At 42.4% G+C, this 22,079-nt stretch carries 20 protein-coding genes; 18 read left to right on the top strand and 2 right to left on the bottom strand.

The window, feature by feature from the left end; genetic code table 11:
* Nucleotides 1-46 precede the first annotated feature (46 nt).
* The 9 genes from xseA to spo0A all read left to right on the top strand — a co-directional run bounded on the left by xseA (nt 47) and on the right by spo0A (nt 10,594).
* On the top strand, nt 47-1,387 hold the full coding sequence (gene xseA, locus NAF01_RS18275; RefSeq protein ID WP_197247546.1) for an exodeoxyribonuclease VII large subunit: 1,341 nt from the start codon (nt 47-49) through the stop codon (nt 1,385-1,387).
* 5 nt (nt 1,388-1,392) lie between these two features.
* Entirely contained in the window at nt 1,393-1,626 is a 234-nt protein-coding gene (gene xseB / locus NAF01_RS18270) for an exodeoxyribonuclease VII small subunit (RefSeq protein WP_048008230.1), read from the top strand.
* Nucleotides 1,627-1,628: 2 nt separating this feature from the next.
* A complete protein-coding gene (locus NAF01_RS18265) occupies nt 1,629-2,522 on the top strand; it encodes a polyprenyl synthetase family protein (protein WP_197247548.1) in 894 nt (297 codons plus the stop codon).
* 368 nt (nt 2,523-2,890) lie between these two features.
* Complete coding sequence (gene dxs / locus NAF01_RS18260) at nt 2,891-4,783, top strand: 1-deoxy-D-xylulose-5-phosphate synthase (protein WP_159344688.1); 1,893 nt, start codon at nt 2,891-2,893, stop codon at nt 4,781-4,783.
* A 3-nt stretch (nt 4,784-4,786) separates the two neighbouring features.
* Entirely contained in the window at nt 4,787-5,632 is an 846-nt protein-coding gene (locus NAF01_RS18255; protein ID WP_250800945.1) for a TlyA family RNA methyltransferase, read from the top strand.
* A gap of 171 nt (nt 5,633-5,803) precedes the next feature.
* Nucleotides 5,804-6,253: a transcriptional regulator AhrC/ArgR gene (ahrC, locus tag NAF01_RS18250; RefSeq protein ID WP_009332889.1), complete on the top strand. Its 450-nt coding sequence runs from the start codon at nt 5,804-5,806 to the stop codon at nt 6,251-6,253.
* A gap of 85 nt (nt 6,254-6,338) precedes the next feature.
* Nucleotides 6,339-8,021: a DNA repair protein RecN gene (gene recN / locus NAF01_RS18245; RefSeq protein WP_197247550.1), complete on the top strand. Its 1,683-nt coding sequence runs from the start codon at nt 6,339-6,341 to the stop codon at nt 8,019-8,021.
* 182 nt (nt 8,022-8,203) lie between these two features.
* A complete protein-coding gene (gene spoIVB, locus NAF01_RS18240) occupies nt 8,204-9,493 on the top strand; it encodes a SpoIVB peptidase (RefSeq protein WP_163143354.1) in 1,290 nt (429 codons plus the stop codon).
* A 312-nt stretch (nt 9,494-9,805) separates the two neighbouring features.
* The gene (spo0A, locus tag NAF01_RS18235; protein WP_048008223.1) at nt 9,806-10,594 is read left to right on the top strand and encodes a sporulation transcription factor Spo0A; all 789 of its coding nucleotides are present in this window, start codon (nt 9,806-9,808) and stop codon (nt 10,592-10,594) included.
* Nucleotides 10,595-10,876: 282 nt separating this feature from the next.
* On the opposite strand, the gene NAF01_RS18230 is transcribed toward spo0A, so the two are convergent.
* Both NAF01_RS18230 and NAF01_RS18225 read right to left on the bottom strand, forming a co-directional pair.
* A complete protein-coding gene (locus NAF01_RS18230; RefSeq protein WP_082138922.1) occupies nt 10,877-11,017 on the bottom strand; it encodes a YycC family protein in 141 nt (46 codons plus the stop codon).
* A gap of 17 nt (nt 11,018-11,034) precedes the next feature.
* On the bottom strand, nt 11,035-11,271 hold the full coding sequence (locus tag NAF01_RS18225; RefSeq protein WP_048008222.1) for a DUF2627 domain-containing protein: 237 nt from the start codon (nt 11,269-11,271) through the stop codon (nt 11,035-11,037).
* A gap of 153 nt (nt 11,272-11,424) precedes the next feature.
* Here NAF01_RS18225 and NAF01_RS18220 point away from each other — a divergent pair, with 153 nt between their 5' ends.
* The 9 genes from NAF01_RS18220 to NAF01_RS18185 all read left to right on the top strand — a co-directional run bounded on the left by NAF01_RS18220 (nt 11,425) and on the right by NAF01_RS18185 (nt 22,001).
* Nucleotides 11,425-13,488, top strand: coding sequence for a sigma 54-interacting transcriptional regulator (locus NAF01_RS18220; RefSeq protein ID WP_250800944.1), 2,064 nt, complete (start codon nt 11,425-11,427; stop codon nt 13,486-13,488).
* Nucleotides 13,489-13,670: 182 nt separating this feature from the next.
* Complete coding sequence (yqiS, locus tag NAF01_RS18215) at nt 13,671-14,573, top strand: phosphate butyryltransferase (protein WP_197213554.1); 903 nt, start codon at nt 13,671-13,673, stop codon at nt 14,571-14,573.
* Nucleotides 14,574-14,654: 81 nt separating this feature from the next.
* On the top strand, nt 14,655-15,749 hold the full coding sequence (gene bcd, locus NAF01_RS18210; protein WP_048008219.1) for a branched-chain amino acid dehydrogenase: 1,095 nt from the start codon (nt 14,655-14,657) through the stop codon (nt 15,747-15,749).
* A gap of 174 nt (nt 15,750-15,923) precedes the next feature.
* Nucleotides 15,924-17,033, top strand: coding sequence for a butyrate kinase (gene buk, locus NAF01_RS18205; protein ID WP_048008218.1), 1,110 nt, complete (start codon nt 15,924-15,926; stop codon nt 17,031-17,033).
* Nucleotides 17,034-17,047: 14 nt separating this feature from the next.
* Nucleotides 17,048-18,469 (top strand): dihydrolipoyl dehydrogenase, encoded by a 1,422-nt coding sequence (gene lpdA / locus NAF01_RS18200; protein ID WP_250800943.1) that lies wholly within the window; start codon nt 17,048-17,050, stop codon nt 18,467-18,469.
* A 78-nt stretch (nt 18,470-18,547) separates the two neighbouring features.
* Entirely contained in the window at nt 18,548-19,543 is a 996-nt protein-coding gene (locus NAF01_RS18195; RefSeq protein WP_048008216.1) for a thiamine pyrophosphate-dependent dehydrogenase E1 component subunit alpha, read from the top strand.
* Nucleotides 19,544-19,555: 12 nt separating this feature from the next.
* Entirely contained in the window at nt 19,556-20,539 is a 984-nt protein-coding gene (locus NAF01_RS18190; RefSeq protein WP_035330022.1) for an alpha-ketoacid dehydrogenase subunit beta, read from the top strand.
* Nucleotides 20,520-20,654, top strand: coding sequence for a hypothetical protein (locus NAF01_RS25010; RefSeq protein WP_264193678.1), 135 nt, complete (start codon nt 20,520-20,522; stop codon nt 20,652-20,654). Before NAF01_RS18190 ends, NAF01_RS25010 begins: the two co-directional genes overlap by 20 nt.
* 15 nt (nt 20,655-20,669) lie before the next feature.
* Nucleotides 20,670-22,001, top strand: coding sequence for a dihydrolipoamide acetyltransferase family protein (locus tag NAF01_RS18185; protein WP_197247558.1), 1,332 nt, complete (start codon nt 20,670-20,672; stop codon nt 21,999-22,001).
* The last annotated feature ends 78 nt before the right edge of the window (nt 22,002-22,079 follow it).

Raw genomic sequence — 22,079 nt, 5'->3', positions numbered from 1 at the left:
TGCTTTGCAGGAGGTTCAATACGACTTCTGCATAAAGGAGATTGTTATGAAGGAACAGCAGTATCTGACAGTTCACGCACTGACCAAATACATAAAAAGAAAATTTGACGCCGACCCTCATTTACAAAATATTTTGGTTAAGGGAGAAATCTCAAACTTTAAACAGCACTCAAGCGGCCATATGTATTTCACTTTAAAGGATGAGAAAGCCAGAATTTTAGCTGTAATGTTTGCAGGAAATGCGAGATCCATGAAATTCAGGCCGGAGAACGGCATGAAAGTATTAGTTCGCGGAGCGATTTCCGTTTATGAATCCAGCGGGCAATATCAAATGTATGTACAGGAAATGCAGCCGGACGGGGTTGGTGAGCTCTATCTGGCATACGAGCAGCTTAAGGAGAAACTGGAGAAAGAAGGATACTTTTCGTCTGCGCATAAAAAAAATATCCCTCGTTATCCACGTACAGTTGCTGTTATCACATCCCCTACCGGTGCTGCAATCAGAGATATTTTGACAACGCTCAAAAGGCGCTATCCAATCGCGAACATACTTATATACCCTGCGCTTGTCCAGGGTAACCAGGCAGCTCCGTCGATTGTGAAAGCGATAAAGGATGCAAATGCCTCCAGGGAAGCGGATGTCTTAATTATCGGCAGAGGCGGAGGTTCCATTGAAGAGCTTTGGGCCTTTAATGAAGAAGCTGTGGCAAGGGCCATATTCAAGTCGGAAATACCTGTAATATCAGCTGTTGGCCATGAAACAGATTTTACAATAGCCGATTTTGTTGCAGATTTAAGGGCTCCAACCCCAACGGGAGCTGCTGAATTGGCAGTCCCGCATATTGATGATTTGTCAGAAAGGCTTTTTAACAGGCAATCAAGGCTGATAAGAGCGATGAAGGAACAAATTGCACTGCAAAATGAACGGCTTCTAAGGGTACAGAAATCCTATGCTTTCAGATTCCCCAAAAAATTGTATGAACAAAAACTGGAACAGCTTGACAAATTCACCGAACAGCTGCTGCGGGGATCAAAGAGGCTGCATGATTTAAAGCAGGAACAGGCTGATATCCTCCAAAAAAGGCTGGTTCGTAGTCACCCCGGTCAGCTGATGGATCAGGCAAAAGAAAAACATGATCGGCTGCATAAGCTTTTAAACAAAACAATGGCAAATACCCTGGCTGCAAAAGAAAAGGATTTTGCGAGAGTTATTTCAACCCTTGAGGCGCTCAGTCCTCTCAAAATCATGGATAGAGGCTATAGCCTTGCTTATACAGAAAAGGAATCCCTGGTAAAGACTGTGTCTCAGGTTAAAGTGAATGATATGTTAAAATTGAAGGTATCTGATGGAACTATTGAATGCCGGGTAACGGATATTGAGGAGTGAATGGCATGGCGGATGAAAAGCAACTTTCATTTGAGCAAGCGATGGAAGAACTTGAAGTGATTGTGGAAAAGCTTGAAGAGGGCGATGTTCCTCTTGAGGAGGCTATTAATATTTATAAAAAGGGCATGGAGCTTTCAAAATTATGCCATGATAAGCTTAAAAATGTGGAATCACAGCTTACGGAAATACTGACGGAAGATGGCCGAAAAACGAACTTCGCCATTCCGGAGGAGGAATAATCTTGCAGCAGCAATCCTTAAGTTCTTTCTCTGAATTGCATAAGCGTAAACTGGAAATTCATTTAAAAGAATATGTACATAAATTGAATGCTCCACCTGAAATCAAGGAAGCGATGAATTATTCACTTGAAGCCGGAGGAAAGCGGATCAGGCCGATGCTGTTATTTGCCACATTGGCTGCTTTTGGCGAAGATACGGCAAAAGGGTTATGGACTGCGGCGGCAATCGAAATGATCCATACCTATTCGCTCATTCACGATGACCTGCCAAGTATGGATAATGACGATTTAAGAAGAGGTAAACCGACTAACCATAAAGTATATGGAGAAGCTTTTGCCATCCTGGCAGGCGATGCCTTGCTCACATACAGCTTCCAAACCATTGCGGAAACCCCGGACGAATTTGCTTCAGCCGAAACCAGGCTGTCTTTAATTAAAGTGCTTTCAAAAGCTGCAGGTGCTGAAGGGATGGTTGGAGGTCAGGCAGCAGACATTAAAGGAGAGGGCAAACAGCTGGACTTAGAGGACCTGGAGTATATCCACGTGCATAAGACCGGCAAATTGCTGGAATGCAGTGTGGTTTCAGGTGCTATTTTGGCAAATGCCAATGAAGACACGATTCAGGCACTATCCCATTTTGCTTATCATCTGGGACTTGCTTTTCAAATAAGGGATGACATTCTCGACCTTGAAGGAACAGAAGAGATAATCGGGAAGCCCGTTGGCAGTGATGAATCAAAAAATAAAAGCACCTATCCAGCTCTTCTTACAATGAACGGCGCGAAAGAGGCGCTCGAATACCATATCAGCTCTGCAAAAGAGAAGCTGAAGGAAACAGGCCTTCAAACAGAGCTGCTCGAAGAAATAACAGATCTAATTGCAAACAGGGACCACTAATTTCTGGATTACATACTCATAATCGCAAAGACAGGGTACAAAAATGAATGAAGAAACGATGGTCTTGCCGCTGTACTATTTGTACCAGCGGCATTTGCTGTTTAATAAAATGATGGTCTTTATTGTATATATTTTGGTATGATAGGAATTGCTGCCGGGAGTCTTTCCGAAGAAAGACTGGCCGGAGTGATAGACTGTTTAAAATGAAAAGCATTTGGAAAATCTCCTGTAATAAGGTAATCTTAAGATATTATCTTTTAGACAGGCTGGAAGCCGTAAAAAAAAAGCTTTGATTTGTTATAAACATGATTGCCAAAATATACGTAAAAAAACGGACGAATAAGAAACGAAAGTGAGTGGTCCGCAGTATGGATCTGTTATCAATTAAAGACCCTTCCTTTTTAAAAGGGCTCTCGAATAAAGAATTGGAAAGTCTCAGTCAGGAAATCCGCACTTTCCTGATTGAGAAGCTATCAGGCACAGGGGGACATATTGGCCCTAATCTTGGAGTTGTTGAGCTGACTGTTGCATTGCATAAGTGTTTCGACAGTCCGAAGGATAAAATTATTTGGGATGTCGGACATCAGTCATACGTACACAAAATCCTTACAGGCCGTGCGTGCCAATTCGATACTCTTAGACAATATAAAGGTCTTTGCGGTTTTCCAAAGATGATTGAAAGTGAGCATGATGTATGGGAAACAGGTCATAGCTCTACTTCTTTATCTGCCGCGATGGGAATGGCCATTGCAAGAGACTTGAAAAAAGAGAGCAATTATGTCATTCCCGTTATTGGGGATGGTGCCTTAACAGGCGGAATGGCTTTAGAGGCCTTAAATCATATCGGCCATGAAAAAAAGGATATGATTGTCATATTAAATGATAATGAAATGTCGATTGCTCCTAATGTAGGTGCTCTGCACAATGTTCTTGGAAGGTTAAGGACTGCAGGTAAATATAATTGGGTTAAAGATGAACTTGAATATTTATTAAAAAAGGTTCCGGCAGTCGGCGGCAAATTGGCCTCAACTGCTGAAAGACTGAAAGACAGCCTAAAGTATCTGTTTGTTTCAGGCATGTTCTTCGAGGAATTAGGCTTTACCTATTTGGGGCCTGTCGATGGGCATAATTATGAAGCTTTATTTGAGAACCTTGCGTATGCTAAGAAAACAGAAGGTCCGGTGCTTCTCCATGTTATAACGAAAAAAGGGAAAGGCTATCACCCTGCAGAAAACGACAAGATTGGCACTTGGCACGGTACAGGCCCTTATAAAATGGAAACAGGGGACTTTGTGAAGCCTTCAGCTGCGCCGCCTGCATGGAGCAAGCTTGTGTCAGAAACTGTCAGGGAACTTGCGAGAGAAGATGAAAGAATTGTTGCAATCACTCCAGCAATGCCTGTTGGTTCGAAGCTTGAAGGCTTTGCAAGTGAATTTCCGGAACGGATGTATGATGTGGGTATTGCTGAACAGCATGCAGCAACAGTAGCTGCTGGCCTGGCAACTCAAAACATGAAGCCGTTCCTTGCGATATATTCTACTTTCCTGCAGCGTGCTTATGATCAGGTCGTACACGATATTGCACGCCAGAACTTGAATGTATTTATTGGAATCGACCGGGCAGGACTTGTTGGCGCAGATGGTGAGACGCATCAGGGTGTATTCGATATCGCTTTTTTAAGGCATTTGCCAAACATGGTTTTGATGATGCCAAAAGATGAAAATGAAGGCCAGCACATGGTGAAAACAGCCATTGAGTATAACGATGGCCCAATCGCCATGCGGTTCCCGCGCGGAAATGGCATTGGGGTGCCGATGGACACAGAACTTAAAGCTATTCCAATTGGAACATGGGAAGTTCTGCGCGATGGCAGCGACGGAGCAATTTTAACCTTTGGGACAACCATTCCAATGGCATTGAAGGCAGCTCAGCTCCTGGAAAAACAAGGGCATTCCATTAAAGTCATTAATGCAAGGTTTATTAAGCCATTTGATGAAAAAATGCTGCATGAATTGTTCGGAGCGAATATGCCTATTCTTACGATAGAAGAAGCTGTCCTGCAGGGAGGCTTTGGAAGTGCCATTCTTGAATATGCACATGAGCATGGCTTCCACCATTCCGAAATCGACCGTATGGGAATACCTGATAAATTTATTGAGCATGGCAGTGTAAATGAACTACTAGAGGAAATCGGGATGACTGTAGACGATGTTGTGGAGAGAATGGGAAAACTGGCAAGAAAAAAACAAAAAAGGGCTTAAAAAATGAAAACAAAGAAAGAACGATTAGACGTTTTATTAGTTGAAAGAGGTCTTGCTGAAACGAGAGAAAAAGCGAAAAGGGCCGTTATGGCCGGTTTGGTGTTCAGCAATGAAAGCAGATTGGATAAACCGGGCGAGAAGGTTAGTACAGATATTCCGCTGGCAATCAAGGGAAAGGTTATGCCCTATGTCAGCCGCGGTGGCTTAAAGCTTGAGAAAGCTCTGAAGGTTTTTGATTTAGAAATCGAAGGCAAGATCCTCCTTGACATTGGATCCTCAACCGGAGGCTTTACAGATTGCGCCCTGCAGAATGGCGCAAAAATGTCCTATGCTTTGGATGTCGGATATAATCAGCTTGCCTGGAAATTAAGGCAGGATGAACGGGTTGTTGTCATGGAAAGGACCAATTTCCGGTATGTAACTCCTGCAGACCTCTCAGCCGGTATGCCTGATTTTGCTTCCATCGATGTTTCGTTCATCTCTCTAAAGCTTATATTGCCTGTATTAAAAACACTGCTGGTTCCAGGCAGTGATACAGTTGCCTTAGTGAAACCGCAATTTGAAGCCGGACGGGAGCAGGTTGGAAAAAAAGGAATTGTCAGAGATCCTAAAATACACGAAGCCGTCCTTGATAAAATTATCCAATTTGCTTTGGGTCTTGGCTATGATGTCAAAGACGTTTCTTATTCACCGATTACTGGCGGAGATGGCAACATAGAGTTTCTCCTCCATCTGTATTGGTCAGGCAGCAAAGAAGAAGGAGAAAATCTCCTTAAAGCCCAGACCGATAAGATTGTAAAAGAAGCCCACGCCGAATTGAAAACAAAGCAGGTTAAAGAAGAGGAATAGGCAGATGCCTGTTCCTTTTTTTAAAGGAATTTGTCGTGTAAGGACGAATTATAATAATAATATACGGGAAAATTGTACTTTATTGAGAAAATCAGCTAACATTATAGTACAAAACACTATAAATTAATTTTTTCTGCCTGCTGTCAAGCGGCTGATTATAGAGGTGAAAAAATGAATAAAGGGCAAAGACATATTAAGATACGCGAAATTATTACTAATAACGATATCGAAACACAGGATGACCTGGTAGATGAATTGAAAAACGCAGGATTTAATGTTACCCAGGCGACAGTCTCAAGAGATATTAAAGAGCTTCATCTGGTAAAAGTACCTTTAATGGACGGAAGGTATAAATACAGTCTTCCAGCTGATCAGCGTTTCAATCCACTGCAAAAACTTAAAAGAAACTTAATGGATGCCTTTGTTAGAGTGGATACTGCAGGACATCTCCTTGTAATGAAGACTCTTCCAGGAAATGCCATGGCTATAGGCGCACTTATTGATAACCTTGACTGGGAAGAGATTCTGGGGACAATTTGCGGGGATGACACATGCCTGATCATTTGCAAAACCCCAGAAGACACAGAAGCCATTTCAAACCGTTTTCTTGAAATGCTGTAGATAATTTTTCAAGTTCAGAGCGCCTGTCCCCCCCTCGAGGTGCCGGTGGCAAAGCGCTTCTGCTTTTTCTAATGAGGTGATAAGCTTGTTAAATGAAATAACGATACGAAATTTTGCTATAATCGAAGCCCTTTCTGTCTCATTTGAAAAGGGCTTAACTGTTTTAACTGGTGAAACAGGGGCAGGGAAATCCATTATTATTGATGCCATTCACTTGCTGGCTGGAGGCAGGGGATCTGCAGAGTTTGTCCGGCATGGTGAAGATAAAGCTGAGTTAGAGGGGCTTTTTATCCTGGATGATCCTAAGCACCCTTGCTATAAACGAGCTGCAGAATTTGGGATAGATATTGAAGATGGAATGATTGTTCTCCGCAGAGATATATCAAAGACAGGAAAAAGCATTTGCAGAGTGAATGGAAAACTGGTCACTATTTCTGCTTTGAGGGAAATCGGAAGTTCACTTATTGATATACACGGTCAGCACGAACATCAGGAATTAATGAATGAAACCTTGCATCTTCCTCTTCTCGATCAGTTTGGAGGAACGAAGATTTCTGCTTCCCTTTCTGAATATCAGGATATCTACAGATTATATGAAAGCACCTTGAAAAAGCTTAAGAATTTAAGCGAGAATGAACAGCAAATGGCACACCGGCTTGATTTAATCCAATTTCAGCTTGATGAAATCCAGTCAGCACAGCTGAAATTGAATGAAGATGAGGATCTGATTGAAGAAAAGAGAAAGCTATCCAATTTTGAACGTATTTTTGACTCAGTTCAGTCTGGCTATAATGCTCTTCAAGGAGAGCAAAAAGGGCTCGATTGGATTGGGCTGGTTATGGGGTATATGAATGATGCCGCGGAATTGGACCCATCGTATAAAGAAATAGCGGAAAATGTGGCAAACAGCTTCTATTTGCTTGAAGATGCGGCCAGTTCCCTGCGCAATGAAATGGACTTTATGGAATATGATCCCCAGAGGCTCAATGAAATCGAAAACAGACTGAATGAAATAAATGGTCTAAAAAGAAAATATGGAAAAACGGTAGAAGAAGTGCTGGAATACGCAGCAAAAATAGAAGAAGAAATTGAAACCTTGCAAAATAAAGAAACCCATATTGATAAGCTGCAAAAAGAAGTTACTGCCCTGAAAAAAGACCTTATGGTTGAAGGGGAAGAACTGAGCAAGCTGCGGAGAAAATCTGCCCTAAAGCTTACGAAGTTAATTCATAAAGAGCTTAAGGAATTATACATGGAAAAAACAGTTTTTGAGGTAAGATTCTTTTCTGATCCCGAAGTCCTTCTGAAAAATGGCATTGACAGAGCGGAATTCTATATTTCCACCAATCCGGGAGAACCGCTCAAGCCTCTGTCTAAGATTGCATCGGGAGGGGAATTATCCCGAATCATGCTTGCCTTGAAGAGTATTTTCTCAAAACATCAAGGTGTTACAAGTATTATCTTCGATGAAGTGGATACAGGCGTGAGCGGAAGAGTGGCACAAGCTATCGCGGAAAAGATTCATCATGTTTCCGTGGATTCACAAGTGCTTTGCATCTCTCACCTGCCACAGGTTGCAGCGATTGCAGATACTCATTTATTTATTGCTAAAAACACGAATGAAGGACGGACCAAAACTACAGTGAAGCCTCTGAATGAAGAAGAGAAGATAAAAGAAATCAGCCGTATGATTTCTGGTGTGGAAATTACCGATTTGACGAAAGAGCATGCAAAAGAGCTGCTGCATATGGCTAAACAGCTGAAATAATTATGACCCAATATCCGGTGTGTGCCCTTAAGCTGCGCAGCGAGATCTAATACCTTGAAAAGCTATCCAAAGCAGGATAGCTTTTTTTATGTCACTGGCAGTTATAAATGCCATCGATGCAGGCAAAATTAAAGATGTAGCCATTTGACGTGGATGGACTAGAAGCGAGGAGAGTGAAAAATTTGACATATGATGTTTTGCGCAAAATAATTGGTGGAATTCTCCTTGTTTCATTAATTGCTTTAGGTTTTTCCAAGCCTGTTCAGGAATATTTGCAAATACCTGCAAATATTACCCTTTTTGAAGGGCAGCAGCTGGATATTGCAAAGGCAGAAGCAGTGTCAGCCGGGCTGTCCATAGATAATACAAGTGTTGCACTTAAGGAAGATAACCATTCGATTTTGCTTTCAGCAAAAGAAAATGGAAAAAATGAAATGCTTCTCGAACTGGCAGGTTTTCCGATAAAGAAGGTTGATGTAAATGTCTTAAAAGATTTTAAAGTAATTCCAGGAGGCCAATCAATCGGGGTTAAACTAAATACAGTAGGTGTGTTAGTAGTGGGGCACCATCAGGTTAATACGGCTGAAGGAAAAGCTTCGCCAGGCGAAACGGCCGGGATTAAAATCGGAGATATCATTACAGAAATCAATGGCAAGAAAATTGAAAAGATGTCAGATGTTGCCCCTTTTGTTCAAGAAGCAGGCAAAAGCGGCAACCCGCTCCAAATCATTGTCAGCCGTGAAAGCGGGAAGGTGAAAACGGAGCTTACTCCTCTTAAAGAAAACGGGGAAGAAACCTATAAGCTTGGTTTATATATACGTGATTCAGCAGCAGGCATTGGGACGATGACATTCTATCACCCGGAATCGAAAAAGTATGGAGCACTCGGACATGTTATTTCCGATATGGATACGAAAAAACCCATTGTTGTTGAAGACGGCCAAATTGTAAGATCGACTGTTACTTCCATTGAAAAAGGAAGTAATGGCAATCCAGGTGAAAAACTTGCACGATTTTCCTCAGACAAAGAAATAATCGGGAATATTGTCAGGAACAGTCCTTTCGGAATTTTTGGGGAATTAAACAGGGATATGAAAAATGGGATCTTTGACAAACCGATGCCAATAGCACTATCCCATCAGGTGAAAGAGGGAGCTGCTCAAATATTGACTGTAGTTGACAATGATGAAGTACAATTGTTTGATATTGAAATTGTCAGCACGATTCCGCAAAAGTTTCCGGCAACAAAAGGAATGGTCATAAAAGTGACGGATCAGAAGCTCCTCGATAAAACAGGCGGCATTGTCCAGGGGATGAGCGGAAGCCCGATTATACAGGATGGCAGAATTATTGGAGCGGTAACGCACGTATTTGTAAATGATCCTACTTCAGGATATGGTGTTCATATCGAATGGATGCTGAATGAAGCGGGAATCAATATATATGAAAAAGCAGAAGAAAAAGCATCCTAATAAGGGAATGGATCAAATAAAAAGGCGGGGAAATCCCGTCTTTTTGATTTTTTATGTTAAAATGACGATAATTAAAGATTTTTCGACAAGTATACACGAATTGTAAAGAGTATGGCGAAACTGGTCGAAAACAGAAGAAAACCAAAGAAAAAATGAGATTTCGGTGGTTTTTTAAGAAAATTTCAAAAAAGTAGAGGAATTTTTGTTGCATTGTCGAATTTCTCATTTAGAATAGAAAATAGAAATCATAAAAAGAGCGTGTTCAAATGAACATTCATTAAAGAGACCATAATGGGCCGAGGAGGAAAGTAAGTGAAGAAAATAAAAGTTTGTGTTGTGGATGATAATAGGGAGCTGGTCGGGCTTTTAGAGGAATATATATCTTCTCAGGAGGATATGGAAGTTGCGGGTGTTGCACATAATGGACAGGATTGCCTCGACATTTTAGAGCAGACACAGCCTGATGTTCTTGTGCTGGATATCATCATGCCTCACTTGGATGGACTTGCTGTACTCGAGAAAATGAGAGAATTAAATTTGAATGCACTTCCTAATGTAATTATGCTTACTGCATTCGGCCAGGAGGATGTCACCAAAAAGGCAGTGGATTTAGGAGCATCTTACTTTATTCTTAAACCATTTGATATGGACAATTTGGCAAGCCATATCCGTCAGGTCAGCGGAAAATCCAGCTCTTTTCTCCGCAAACCCGTTCCATCTTACCGTCCCCAGGCAGAAGCAAAGCCGAAGAACCTGGATGCCAGCATTACCAGCATCATTCATGAAATTGGCGTACCTGCTCATATTAAAGGATACTTATATCTTCGTGAAGCGATTTCAATGGTGTACAATGATATCGAACTTCTCGGTTCCATTACAAAAGTGCTGTACCCTGATATTGCTAAAAAATTTAATACGACTGCAAGCCGGGTTGAACGTGCGATCCGCCATGCGATTGAAGTTGCTTGGAGCCGCGGCAATATAGATTCAATTTCCTCTCTTTTTGGGTATACAGTCAGCATGACCAAAGCCAAGCCGACAAATTCCGAGTTTATTGCCATGGTCGCCGATAAACTTCGTCTCGAGCATAAGGCTTCTTGAAAGGGTAAGGACTTATAACAATTTTTATTTAATTTGCTGCGCTCCTATTGGGGCGTTTTTTATTTTCCTCATGAAATAAGCTGAGATATAAAAAGGTTCAGTTTGAATGCTTCAAACTGAACCTTTACTTTATCGCAGTCTAACGGGCAGTAAGACCCCCACTTCAAGACTTAGAAGAATCAAAGGAGGATAAGTGGGGGTCAAACTGCCCGTAAAGGCCCGATTGGTTCAACTAACAATCAGTGGGGGATAAGGAAAACCCCCACTGAATGAAGTTTCACTTTATTTGTTTTCTTCTTTCTCAAGCTCCATCATTTTTTGGATCAGGATATGCTGAGGCATGTGCATGATTTGCTCAAGAGGAAGATTAAGTTTTTCAGCGAGCTTTAATGCTGTTTCCGGTGATATCTGCAGCGGCTTCACTATTATCCCCCACTAACTTATTTAGATTTAAAACGATCCTGGACTTTGTTTCTTTTTCGGTCACGATAAAGAATAAATCCTGCGATGAAGCCAAGCCCTATAATCAAGAAAAGGAAACCTGACACAAATTGAAGCCATAAATAGGGAAATGGGCTTTGCAGGATGCCAAAGACCATATCTCTCATTAATTTTATCCCATACACAGCCAATATGCCCGGCAGGAGTAAAATTAATAAAGCAATTAGTCTTATCATAAAAAAATTCCCTTCAAATCGAGTTGCCTACCGAAATCATAAATCATTAAAGAAATTTGTCAAGTGCTTCTCCTATGCTAAAATAAAACATGAAGAATATTGCAGTAATTTCTATTGAATATGCAAGAATTTTCAATGAAAGCAGGTATGACTATGCAAACAGTGATGATTGTCGGTGCAGGAAAAGGCGGTACCGCCATCCTGAAAATAATAAAAGAAACGGCAGTTTTGGATGTAAAAGCCATGGTGGATATCGACCCTGATGCCGAAGGACTTCTGCTTGCCAACGAAAGCGGCATCCCAACCGGCGCTGATTGGCGACAGTTTATGAAACAAGATATTGACATCATTATTGAAGTTACCGGAAATGAGCAAGTGTTTATCGACATTAGGGAAGCCAGAAGCAAAAATACAGTTCTAATACCTGGAAGTGTAGCCTTTTTAATCGCGAAATTACTTGAGGAAAAGGAAGAGCTGATTTCGAAATTCAGAAATGAAACATATAAGCATGACTTGATTTTTAATTCGACCGATGACGGAATGATTGTAATAAATAACCAAACTGAAATTATAGTCTTTAATCGCAGTGCTGAGAGAATGACAGGAATAAAGAGGAAAGATGCTTTAGGGAAAAAAATTAATGAAATCATTACCGACAGCATGCTTCCCAGAGTTATGGCGACAAGGAGAATTGAAGCGAATCAGGAAATGACTTTGGCTAATGGCCTGAAGATTATTACGACAAGAATCCCTATGCTCGGTGAAAATAATGAATTAATGGGTGCCTTTGCCGTTTTTAAGGATATTACAGAAGTTGTTTCACTTGCGGAAGAAATAACGAACTTGAAAGACATACAGACGATGCTTCAGGCAATTATTCAATCAAGTGAGGAGGCCATCTCCGTTGTTGATGAAAATGGGAAAGGGATTTTGATCAATCCGGCATACTCCAGGCTTACAGGTCTGGAGGAGGAAAAGGTAATCGGAAAGCCTGCTACAGCAGATATATCAGAAGGTGAAAGCGTTCATATGAAGGTCCTTCAAACGCGAAGAGCGATGAGAGGTGTGGCCATGAGGGTCGGTCCAAAGAGAAAGGATGTAATTGTAAATGTTGCGCCTGTTATTGTTGATGGGAAATTAAAAGGGAGTGTTGGTGTTATACACGACGTCTCGGAAATTCAAAATCTGAACCGTGAATTAAACCGGGCCAGACAGATTATTCGTACACTGGAAGCGAAGTATTCATTCGAGGATATAATTGGAACATCTGAAGAGATGACCATTGCAATCGAACAGGCAAGACTTGGAGCTAAAACTCCTGCCACAGTTTTGCTGAGAGGAGAGTCCGGGACTGGTAAAGAGCTTTTCGCCCACGCTATACATAATGCAAGCGACCGAAAATATAACAAGTTTATCAGGGTAAATTGTGCGGCATTATCAGAATCTCTTTTGGAAAGTGAATTATTCGGTTATGAAGAGGGGGCATTCTCGGGTGCAAAAAGAGGCGGCAAAAGAGGTTTATTTGAGGAAGCTGATAAAGGCAGTATTTTTCTTGATGAAATTGGCGAGCTGACAGCTAACACTCAGGCAAAGCTGCTCAGGGTTCTTCAGGAACATGAAATTACAAGAGTGGGAGGGACTAAGCCTATTACAATTGATGTTCGGATAATTGCCGCGACCAATGTCAATTTAGAAAAAGGAATTGCAGATGGCACCTTTAGGGAAGACTTATACTACAGGCTGAATAGAATGCCCATACATATTCCTTCATTAAGACGCAGGAAGGAGGATATTCCTTTGCTGTGCAGCAGACTTATTCAAAAGATAAACCAGGAATATGGGCGGAATGTAGAAGGTGTGACAGAAGAAGCTGTTGATAAGCTGATGGCCTATAATTGGCCGGGGAATGTGAGGGAACTTGATAATATCTTGGGCAGAGCCATCATTTTTATGAATTACAGCGAAACGAAAATAGAAGAACGGCATATTCCTGATCTGGGTGCCAATAATCCGTCACCCAATATTGAAGCTAGTGAAGAAGCGCAAAATAAATCATTAACGCAAATGATTGAGCAGTATGAGGCAAGGGTGATCAGGCAAACTCTTCAAAAGCTGGATGGAAATAAGACCAGGACAGCTAAAATGCTTGGACTCTCAGTCAGGAATCTTTACTACAAATTGGAGAAATTTGAAATTGCAAAACCTGGCATGCAATAAATTTCATATTGTGCAATAAATTGCATGATTTAGTTTAATGAATAAAGCGTTTTCACAGCTTTTAAAGTTGGCACACTTCTTGCAAATATACTAAACGGAAGAACATCAAGAAAATGGCGTCGATTATTTTAAGTTTCTTGAACCTATGACGCCTGCGCTTTTCATGTAAGGGGGTTGAACAGATGACATTGGATTCGCTTCTAACGAAAGCAACCCAATATGGTGAGAAAACGGTAGCCGTAGCTGCAGCGGAAGACGAAGAAGTTCTCGAAGCAGTTTCTGAAGCAATTAAGCTGAACTTAGCAAGCTTTCTATTATTCGGGGATGAAGAAAAAATCCGCAAAATCCTGGACGAGAAGCATAGCGAAGCAGCCGAAAGCCCTAAAGTTAAAATCGTGCACGCAGAATCATCTGCGCATGCAGCGGAATTGTCAGTAAGGGCTGTGAAGGATCAGAAGGCCAATGTGCTGATGAAGGGTAATATTCCGACGGCAGGCATTTTAAAAGCTGTCTTAAATAAAGAATTTGGCTTAAGAACAGGAAATGTTTTATCACATGTGGCTGTTTTTGAGGTCCCAGGCTTTGAACGGTTTACAATCGTAACGGATGCAGCTATGAATATTGCGCCAGATCTTAATCAAAAAGCACAAATCCTGAAAAATGCAGTTTATATTGCAAAAAGCATTGGGATTGAAAAACCTCTCGCAGCCCCAATTGCTGCAGTAGAGGCGGTTAATCCTGCTATGCAGGCTACTTTGGATGCTGCAGCATTAACTCTTATGAACCAAAGAGGGCAGATTAAAGATTGTATAGTCGATGGTCCTCTTGCTCTGGACAATGCAATTTCTTTTGAAGCAGCTGAACATAAGGGAATTAAAAGCAAAGTTGCCGGACAGGCAGATATTTTATTGGTGCCGACTATAGAAGTTGGGAATGCTTTATATAAATCACTTGTCTACTTTGCAAAAGCAAAAGTAGGAGCCGTTATCGCAGGGGCGACAGCGCCAATCGTTCTTACTTCAAGGGCTGATTCGGCCGAAAGCAAGGTTTATTCATTGGCATTAGCGATATGCTCAGCAAAGTAATTTGCTGATATTCAGCATTTAAATAAAAAATTTTAATCAAACGAACATAAATTTTTTCATAATCCGGGGAGGAATTAGAACATGGAAATCTTCAAATACTTAGAAACTTACGATTACGAACAAGTGGTGTTTTGCCAGGACAAACAATCAGGCTTAAAAGCTATAATTGCTATTCATGACACTACTTTAGGTCCTGCGCTTGGCGGTACTCGCATGTGGACTTATGAATCTGAAGAGGCAGCTATTGAGGATGCATTGCGCCTTGCACGCGGCATGACTTATAAGAATGCAGCAGCAGGCTTAAACCTTGGTGGCGGTAAAACAGTTATTATCGGCGATCCGCGCAAAGACAAAAACGAAGAGATGTTCCGTGCTTTCGGACGTTACATCCAAGGATTAAATGGACGTTATATTACTGCAGAGGACGTAGGCACTACTGTAGCTGATATGGATCTGATCCATGAGGAAACAGATTATGTAACAGGTATTTCACCTGCCTTCGGTTCTTCAGGCAACCCTTCACCAGTTACAGCTTATGGCGTATACAGAGGAATGAAGGCAGCAGCAAAGGCTGCATTCGGAACTGACTCTTTAGAAGGCAAAACAATTGCCGTTCAGGGTGTTGGAAACGTAGCGTTCAATCTTTGCCGTCATCTGCATGAAGAAGGTGCACAGCTAATTGTAACAGATATTAATAAAGAAGCAGTTCAGCGTGCAGTTGAAGAGTTCGGTGCTAAAGCTGTTGAACCAAATGAAATTTATGGTGTTGAATGTGATATTTATGCACCATGTGCTTTAGGTGCAACAGTTAATGATGATACAATTCCACAGCTGAAAGCAAAAGTAATTGCTGGTGCTGCAAACAATCAGCTTAAAGAAACCCGCCATGGTGATTTAATTCATGAGATGGGCATTGTTTATGCACCTGATTATGTAATTAATGCAGGCGGAGTTATCAATGTTGCAGATGAGCTGTACGGATACAACCGTGAACGTGCAATGAAAAAAGTTGAAACTGTATACAACAATATTGAAAAAGTTATTGATATTGCTAAAAGGGATGGAATTCCAACATATAAAGCGGCTGACCGCATGGTTGAGGAAAGAATTGAAAGAATGCGTAATTCGCGCGGACAGTTCCTCCAAAACGGCCACCATATCCTTAGCCGCAGATAGGTTTTATGAGAAGAGGAATTTAGCCTGTCTTTCCTGAAATGCAAAGCGCTGAATTATGAATTCAGCGTCTTTGCCTTTAAAAGCATCGTATAAAAAATGCAGCGGCAAATAAAGTCCCCTGAGTAAGAGTATGCTTTTACAAGGGAGATTTCCGCTCTTTATGGAGGTTTAAACGTGCTAGAACAAGAACATCGAATTCTCGTCATCAATCCGGGATCCACTTCAACTAAGATTGGAGTTTTCGATAATGAGATCTCTGTCCTGGAGAAGACATTACGCCATGATGCAGATGTCATTAACTCATATGAAAGTATTATCGATCAGTATGAATTCCGTAAACAGACCATTTTAGAGACGCTGGATCATGAAGGAATCAATATTTCCAAATTAAGTGCAGTGTGCGGCCGCGGCGGGCTTCTTCGCCCAATTGAAGGAGGCACATATTCTGTTAATGATGCAATGCTTGGGGATCTTCGTGCCGGTTTTGCTGGCCAGCATGCTTCTAACCTTGGCGGAATCCTGGCATATGAGATTGCTTCGGGTTTAAATATTCCATCGTTCATTGTTGATCCGGTTGTGGTTGATGAACTGGACCCAATTGCCCGTATTTCAGGCTTTTCAATGATAGAAAGAAAAAGTATTTTCCATGCTTTGAATCAGAAAGCTGTTGCCAGGAGAGTGGCCAAGGAGCTCGGCAAAAAGTATGAGGAGCTTAACCTGATCGTCACACATATGGGCGGAGGTATTACTGTTGGCGCTCATAAAAAAGGCAGAGTAGTGGATGTCAATAACGGACTTCATGGAGACGGGCCGTTCAGTCCGGAACGGGCAGGTACAGTACCTGCCGGTGATCTGGTGGGACTTTGCTACTCCGGCAGCTTTTATCGTGAAGAAGTGATGAAGAAACTTGTTGGACAAGGTGGCCTTGTTGGTTATCTGGGAACAAATGATGCTGTAAAGGTTGAAAAGATGATTGAAAACGGAGATGAGAAAGCAAAGCTTGTCTACTCCGCAATGGCTTATCAGGTGGCTAAGGAGATTGGTTCTGCCAGTGCAGTGCTTGGCGGAAAGGTTGATGCCATTATCCTTACAGGCGGTCTCGCCTATGGCAAGGGCTTTGTAAAAGAAATCAGTGAGCGGATTAACTGGATAGCAGATGTCATCGTCCAGCCTGGTGAAAATGAGCTTCAGGCACTTGCGGAAGGTGCACTTCGCGTCTTGCGCGGTGAAGAGACTGAAAAAGAATATCCCGGAAAAACAGCTGGGAAAGCAGCATTGAAATAGAAGGGGGAAGCAACTTGGCACAGGAATATGATTTGGTGATTTTAGGCGGAGGCACAGGCGGTTATGTAGCAGCCATCCGTGCTTCACAGCTTGGTTTAAAAACGGCAATCGTTGAAAAAGGAAAACTTGGAGGGACTTGCCTTCATAAAGGCTGCATACCAAGCAAGGCATTATTAAGAAGTGCTGAAGTGTTTGCAACTGCAAAGCACAGTGAAGATTTTGGCGTAATCACAAGTGATGTATCAATCAATTTTGGTAAGGTGCAGGAACGAAAAAACAAAATCGTTGATCAGCTTCATAAAGGTGTTCAGCACTTGATGAAGCAAGGTAAGATTGATGTTTTTGAAGGCACAGGCCGCATTCTTGGACCTTCTATTTTCTCTCCAATGCCAGGGACAATTTCTGTTGAAATGAACAATGGGGACGAAAATAAAATGCTGATCCCTAAAAATGTGATTGTAGCAACTGGATCTCGCCCCCGTACCCTGCCAGGATTGGACATTGATGGACAACTTGTCATGACTTCTGATGAGGCATTAGCTTTGGAAGAAGTGCCAAACTCCATTATCATTGTTGGCGGCGGAGTCATCGGCATCGAATGGGCATCCATGTTATCAGACTTTGGGGCTGATGTAACAGTGATTGAATATGCTGACCGCATTATACCTACAGAAGACAAAGAAATTTCAAAGGAAATGCAGCGCCTTATGAAGAAAAAAGGAGTCAAAATTGTTACTGGAGCAAAGGTTCTTCCTGAAACCCTTCAGAAAGGTGAAGGAGTAACGATTTCAGCTGAAGTGAAAGGTTCCCAAAAGGAATTTTCCGCTGAGAAATTGCTTGTTTCTGTGGGCCGTCAGGCAAATACAGAAGGAATCGGCATTGAAAATACGGATATTCAAATTGAAAAGGGATTTATTTCCGCAAATGAATACTTCCAGACAAAGGAATCTCATATCTATGCGATTGGCGATGTCATTGGCGGTCTTCAGCTGGCACATGTTGCTTCTCATGAGGGAATTGTTGCAGTGGAGCACATTGCAGGCCAGAATCCTTCTCCAATTGACTACAGCCTGGTTTCTAAATGCATTTACAGTTCACCGGAAGCGGCAAGTGTAGGATTAACAGAGGATGAAGCAAAGGAAAAAGGCCATAATGTAAAAACTGGCAAATTCTCATTCCGTGCAATCGGAAAGGCGCTTGTATTCGGTGAATCTGACGGGTTTGTAAAAATTGTGGCAGATAAAGATTCCGATGATATTCTTGGTGTCCATATGATCGGCCCGCATGTAACAGATATGATTTCAGAAGCAGGCCTTGCACGCGTTCTTGATGCAACTCCATGGGAAGTAGCACATACTATCCACCCGCATCCGACGTTATCTGAAGCAATCGGTGAAGCTGCCCTTGCTGTAGATGGAAAAGCAATCCACGGATAAAAATCCGATTAAATAAAATAAGTCCTGGCCCCAAATGGGAGCCCGGGCTGATACATATTAGCTTAGGAGGTTGTATAAATGGCTGAAAACCGTCATAAAGATTTAGGTTTAAGTGATGAGAAAGTTCTTGAAATGTATGAGACGATGCTATTAGCCCGCCGTCTTGATGAGCGCATGTGGCTTTTGAACCGTGCTGGAAAAATTCCGTTCGTTATTTCATGCCAGGGGCAGGAAGCTGCGCAGGTAGGTGCCGCATTTGCTCTTGATCGCGAGAAAGATTATGTTCTACCATATTATCGTGACATGGGTGTTGTTTTAACATTTGGCATGACCGCAAGGGAATTAATGCTGTCAGGGTTTGCTAAAGCGGAAGACCCAAACTCAGGCGGACGCCAAATGCCTGGACACTTCGGCCAAAAGAAAAACCGGATCGTGACAGGGTCTTCTCCTGTTACTACACAGGTGCCTCATGCTGTTGGTGTCGCCCTCGGCGGAAAGCTTGAAGGGAAGGACCTGGTTACTTTTGTAACATTCGGTGAAGGCTCTTCTAACCAGGGAGATTTCCATGAAGGTGCGAACTTTGCAGGTGTTCATAAACTTCCTGTTATCTTTATGTGTGAAAATAATAAATATGCAATCTCTGTTCCGATTGAAAAGCAGCTTGCTTGCGAAAATGTGTCTGACAGAGCTATTGGCTATGGTATGCCAGGTATAACAGTTGACGGAAACGATCCGCTTGAAGTTTATAAAGCTGTGAAAGAAGCAGCAGACAGAGGCCGCCGCGGAGAAGGTCCGACATTAGTCGAAACCGTTTCATACCGTTTAACACCACACTCATCTGATGATGATGACCGAAGCTACCGTGCTCCTGATGAAGTGGCTGAAGCAAAAACTAAAGATCCGATTATTACTTTTGGGGCCTACCTGAAAGAAAATGGCGTTATGGACGATGCGATTGAAAAGGAAATCAATGATCGGGTTATGAAACTGGTAAACGAAGCAACTGATTATGCTGAAAACGCTCCATATGCAGAAGCGGAATCTGCTTTAAAGCATGTATATGCTGAACAGTAAGGGGGAGAGAATATGGCTGTAATTTCTTATATCGATGCGGTGACTATGGCAATCCGCGAGGAAATGGAAAGAGATCCAAAGGTATTTGTTTTAGGTGAAGACGTAGGTAAAAAAGGTGGCGTATTTAAAGCGACACAAGGACTATATGACAAATTTGGCGAAGACCGCGTAATTGATACTCCGCTTGCTGAATCAGCGATTGCAGGGGTTGGAATCGGTGCAGCAATGTATGGAATGCGTCCAATTGCAGAAATGCAATTTGCCGACTTCATTATGCCGGCTGTTAACCAGATTATTTCAGAAGCGGCACGCATCCGCTATCGTTCAAATAATGACTGGAGCTGTCCGATTGTAGTACGTGCACCATATGGCGGCGGTGTTCATGGAGCACTTTATCATTCACAGTCCGTCGAAGCTGTATTTGCCAATCAGCCGGGACTTAAGATTGTTATGCCTTCTACCCCTTATGATGTTAAGGGACTATTGAAAGCAGCAATCCGTGATGAGGATCCGGTGCTGTTTTTTGAACATAAGCGCGCATATCGCCTGATAAAAGGTGAGGTTCCTGATGATGATTATGTGCTGCCAATCGGAAAAGCAGATGTAAAACGCGAAGGTGAAGATATCACGGTCATCACTTATGGCCTATGCGTCCATTTTGCTCTTCAAGCTGCTGAAAGACTTGCTAAAGATGGCATTTCAGCGCACATACTGGATTTAAGAACGGTTTATCCGTTAGATAAAGAAGCAATTATTGAAGCTGCTTCTAAAACAGGAAAAGTGCTTCTTCTAACTGAGGATAATAAAGAAGGCAGTATCATGGGCGAAGTTGCTGCGATTATTGCAGAGAACTGCCTGTTTGAGCTGGATGCACCGATCAAACGCCTTGCAGGTCCTGATGTGCCAGCAATGCCTTACGCTCCAACTATGGAGAAATACTTTATGGTTAACCCTGATAAAGTAGAAAAAGCAATGCGTGAATTGGCTGAATTTTAATAATGGCATCTTAGTTAATAAAAATGGAGAGCTCGCAGAGGGTGCGGCTCTAAGGCCGGATTCCATTCCGGTTCAGCTGCACCTGCTGCATGACCCGCAGAGTGCGGGCAGCTAGAAGGAGGTTACTCAGGTGGCTATTGAACAAATAAAAATGCCCCAGCTTGGGGAAAGTGTTACAGAAGGTACAATCAGCAAATGGCTGGTTTCCGTTGGAGATAAAGTAAATAAATATGATCCGCTTGCTGAAGTAATGACTGACAAAGTAAACGCGGAAGTACCGTCCTCTTTCACTGGTGTAATCAAAGAATTGATTGCAGAAGAAGGCGAAACGTATGAAGTCGGCCAGGTGATTTTGACAATCGAAACCGAAGGCGGCGGGGAAACTGCTCAAGATGCGCCAGCAGAGACAAAAGCGGAGGATAAGACTACGGCTGCACCTTCAGCCTCAGCGCCTTCTGCACCAGCGGCACCTGTTAAAGCAGCGGATGCTCCAAAAGGAGTCCGTTATTCACCTGCAGTCTTAAGGCTTTCTCAAGAGCATGGAATCGACTTGAACCAGGTGACAGGTACTGGCGGCGGCGGACGCATCACCCGTAAAGATCTTATGAAGATCATTGAGTCCGGAGATATTCCAACTGCTGCAGCGGCTGCGGCTGCACCGGAAAAGACAGAAGCGCCAGCACCGGAAGCTGCACCTGCACCTTCCCAGCCTGCTGCATCCAAACAGGCGGCGCCAGCACCTAATGTACCGGTTATGCCAGGTGATGTTGAAATCCCTGTTACCGGAGTGCGTAAGGCGATTGCTGCCAATATGCTCCGCAGTAAACATGAAGCACCTCATGCCTGGACAATGATGGAAGTGGATGTTACAAATCTTGTTGAGTACCGCAACAGCATTAAAGGGGAGTTTAAGCAAAAAGAGGGCTTCAATATTACATTCTTTGCTTTCTTCGTAAAAGCAGTTGCACAGGCCCTTAAGGAATTCCCGCAGATTAATTCCATGTGGGCAGGAGATAAGATCATCCAGAAGAAGGATATTAATATATCCATTGCAGTTGCAACAGATGACGCGTTATTCGTTCCTGTCATCAAAGCTGCTGATGAAAAAACGATTAAAGGTATTGGCCGTGAAATAAATGATCTTGCCTTAAAAGTACGTACAGGAAAACTGACTTCTGCTGAAATGCAGGGTGGAACTTTCACTGTAAATAATACCGGATCATTCGGTTCCGTACAGTCCATGGGCATTATCAATTATCCGCAGGCTGCAATTCTTCAGGTTGAATCCATTGTGAAACGTCCTGTTGTCATGAACAATGGCATGATCGCTGTCCGTGATATGGTTAACCTTTGCATGTCACTTGATCACCGTGTACTTGACGGTCTGGTATGCGGACGCTTCCTGCAGCGCGTAAAGGAAATTCTGGAGAACACATCCAAAGAAAATACATCTATTTATTAATAAGTAAAATGACCGCTGCCCTGCTATGGGGCAGCGGTTTCTTATTGTTCATTGCTTGTTTCTTCTTTGTATACTAAA

Origin of the sequence: Cytobacillus firmus (genome assembly GCF_023657595.1) — a bacterium.
GTDB classification, from domain to species: domain Bacteria; phylum Bacillota; class Bacilli; order Bacillales; family Cytobacillaceae; genus Cytobacillus; species Cytobacillus firmus_B.
This window is presented reverse-complemented; position numbering and strand designations above follow the sequence as displayed.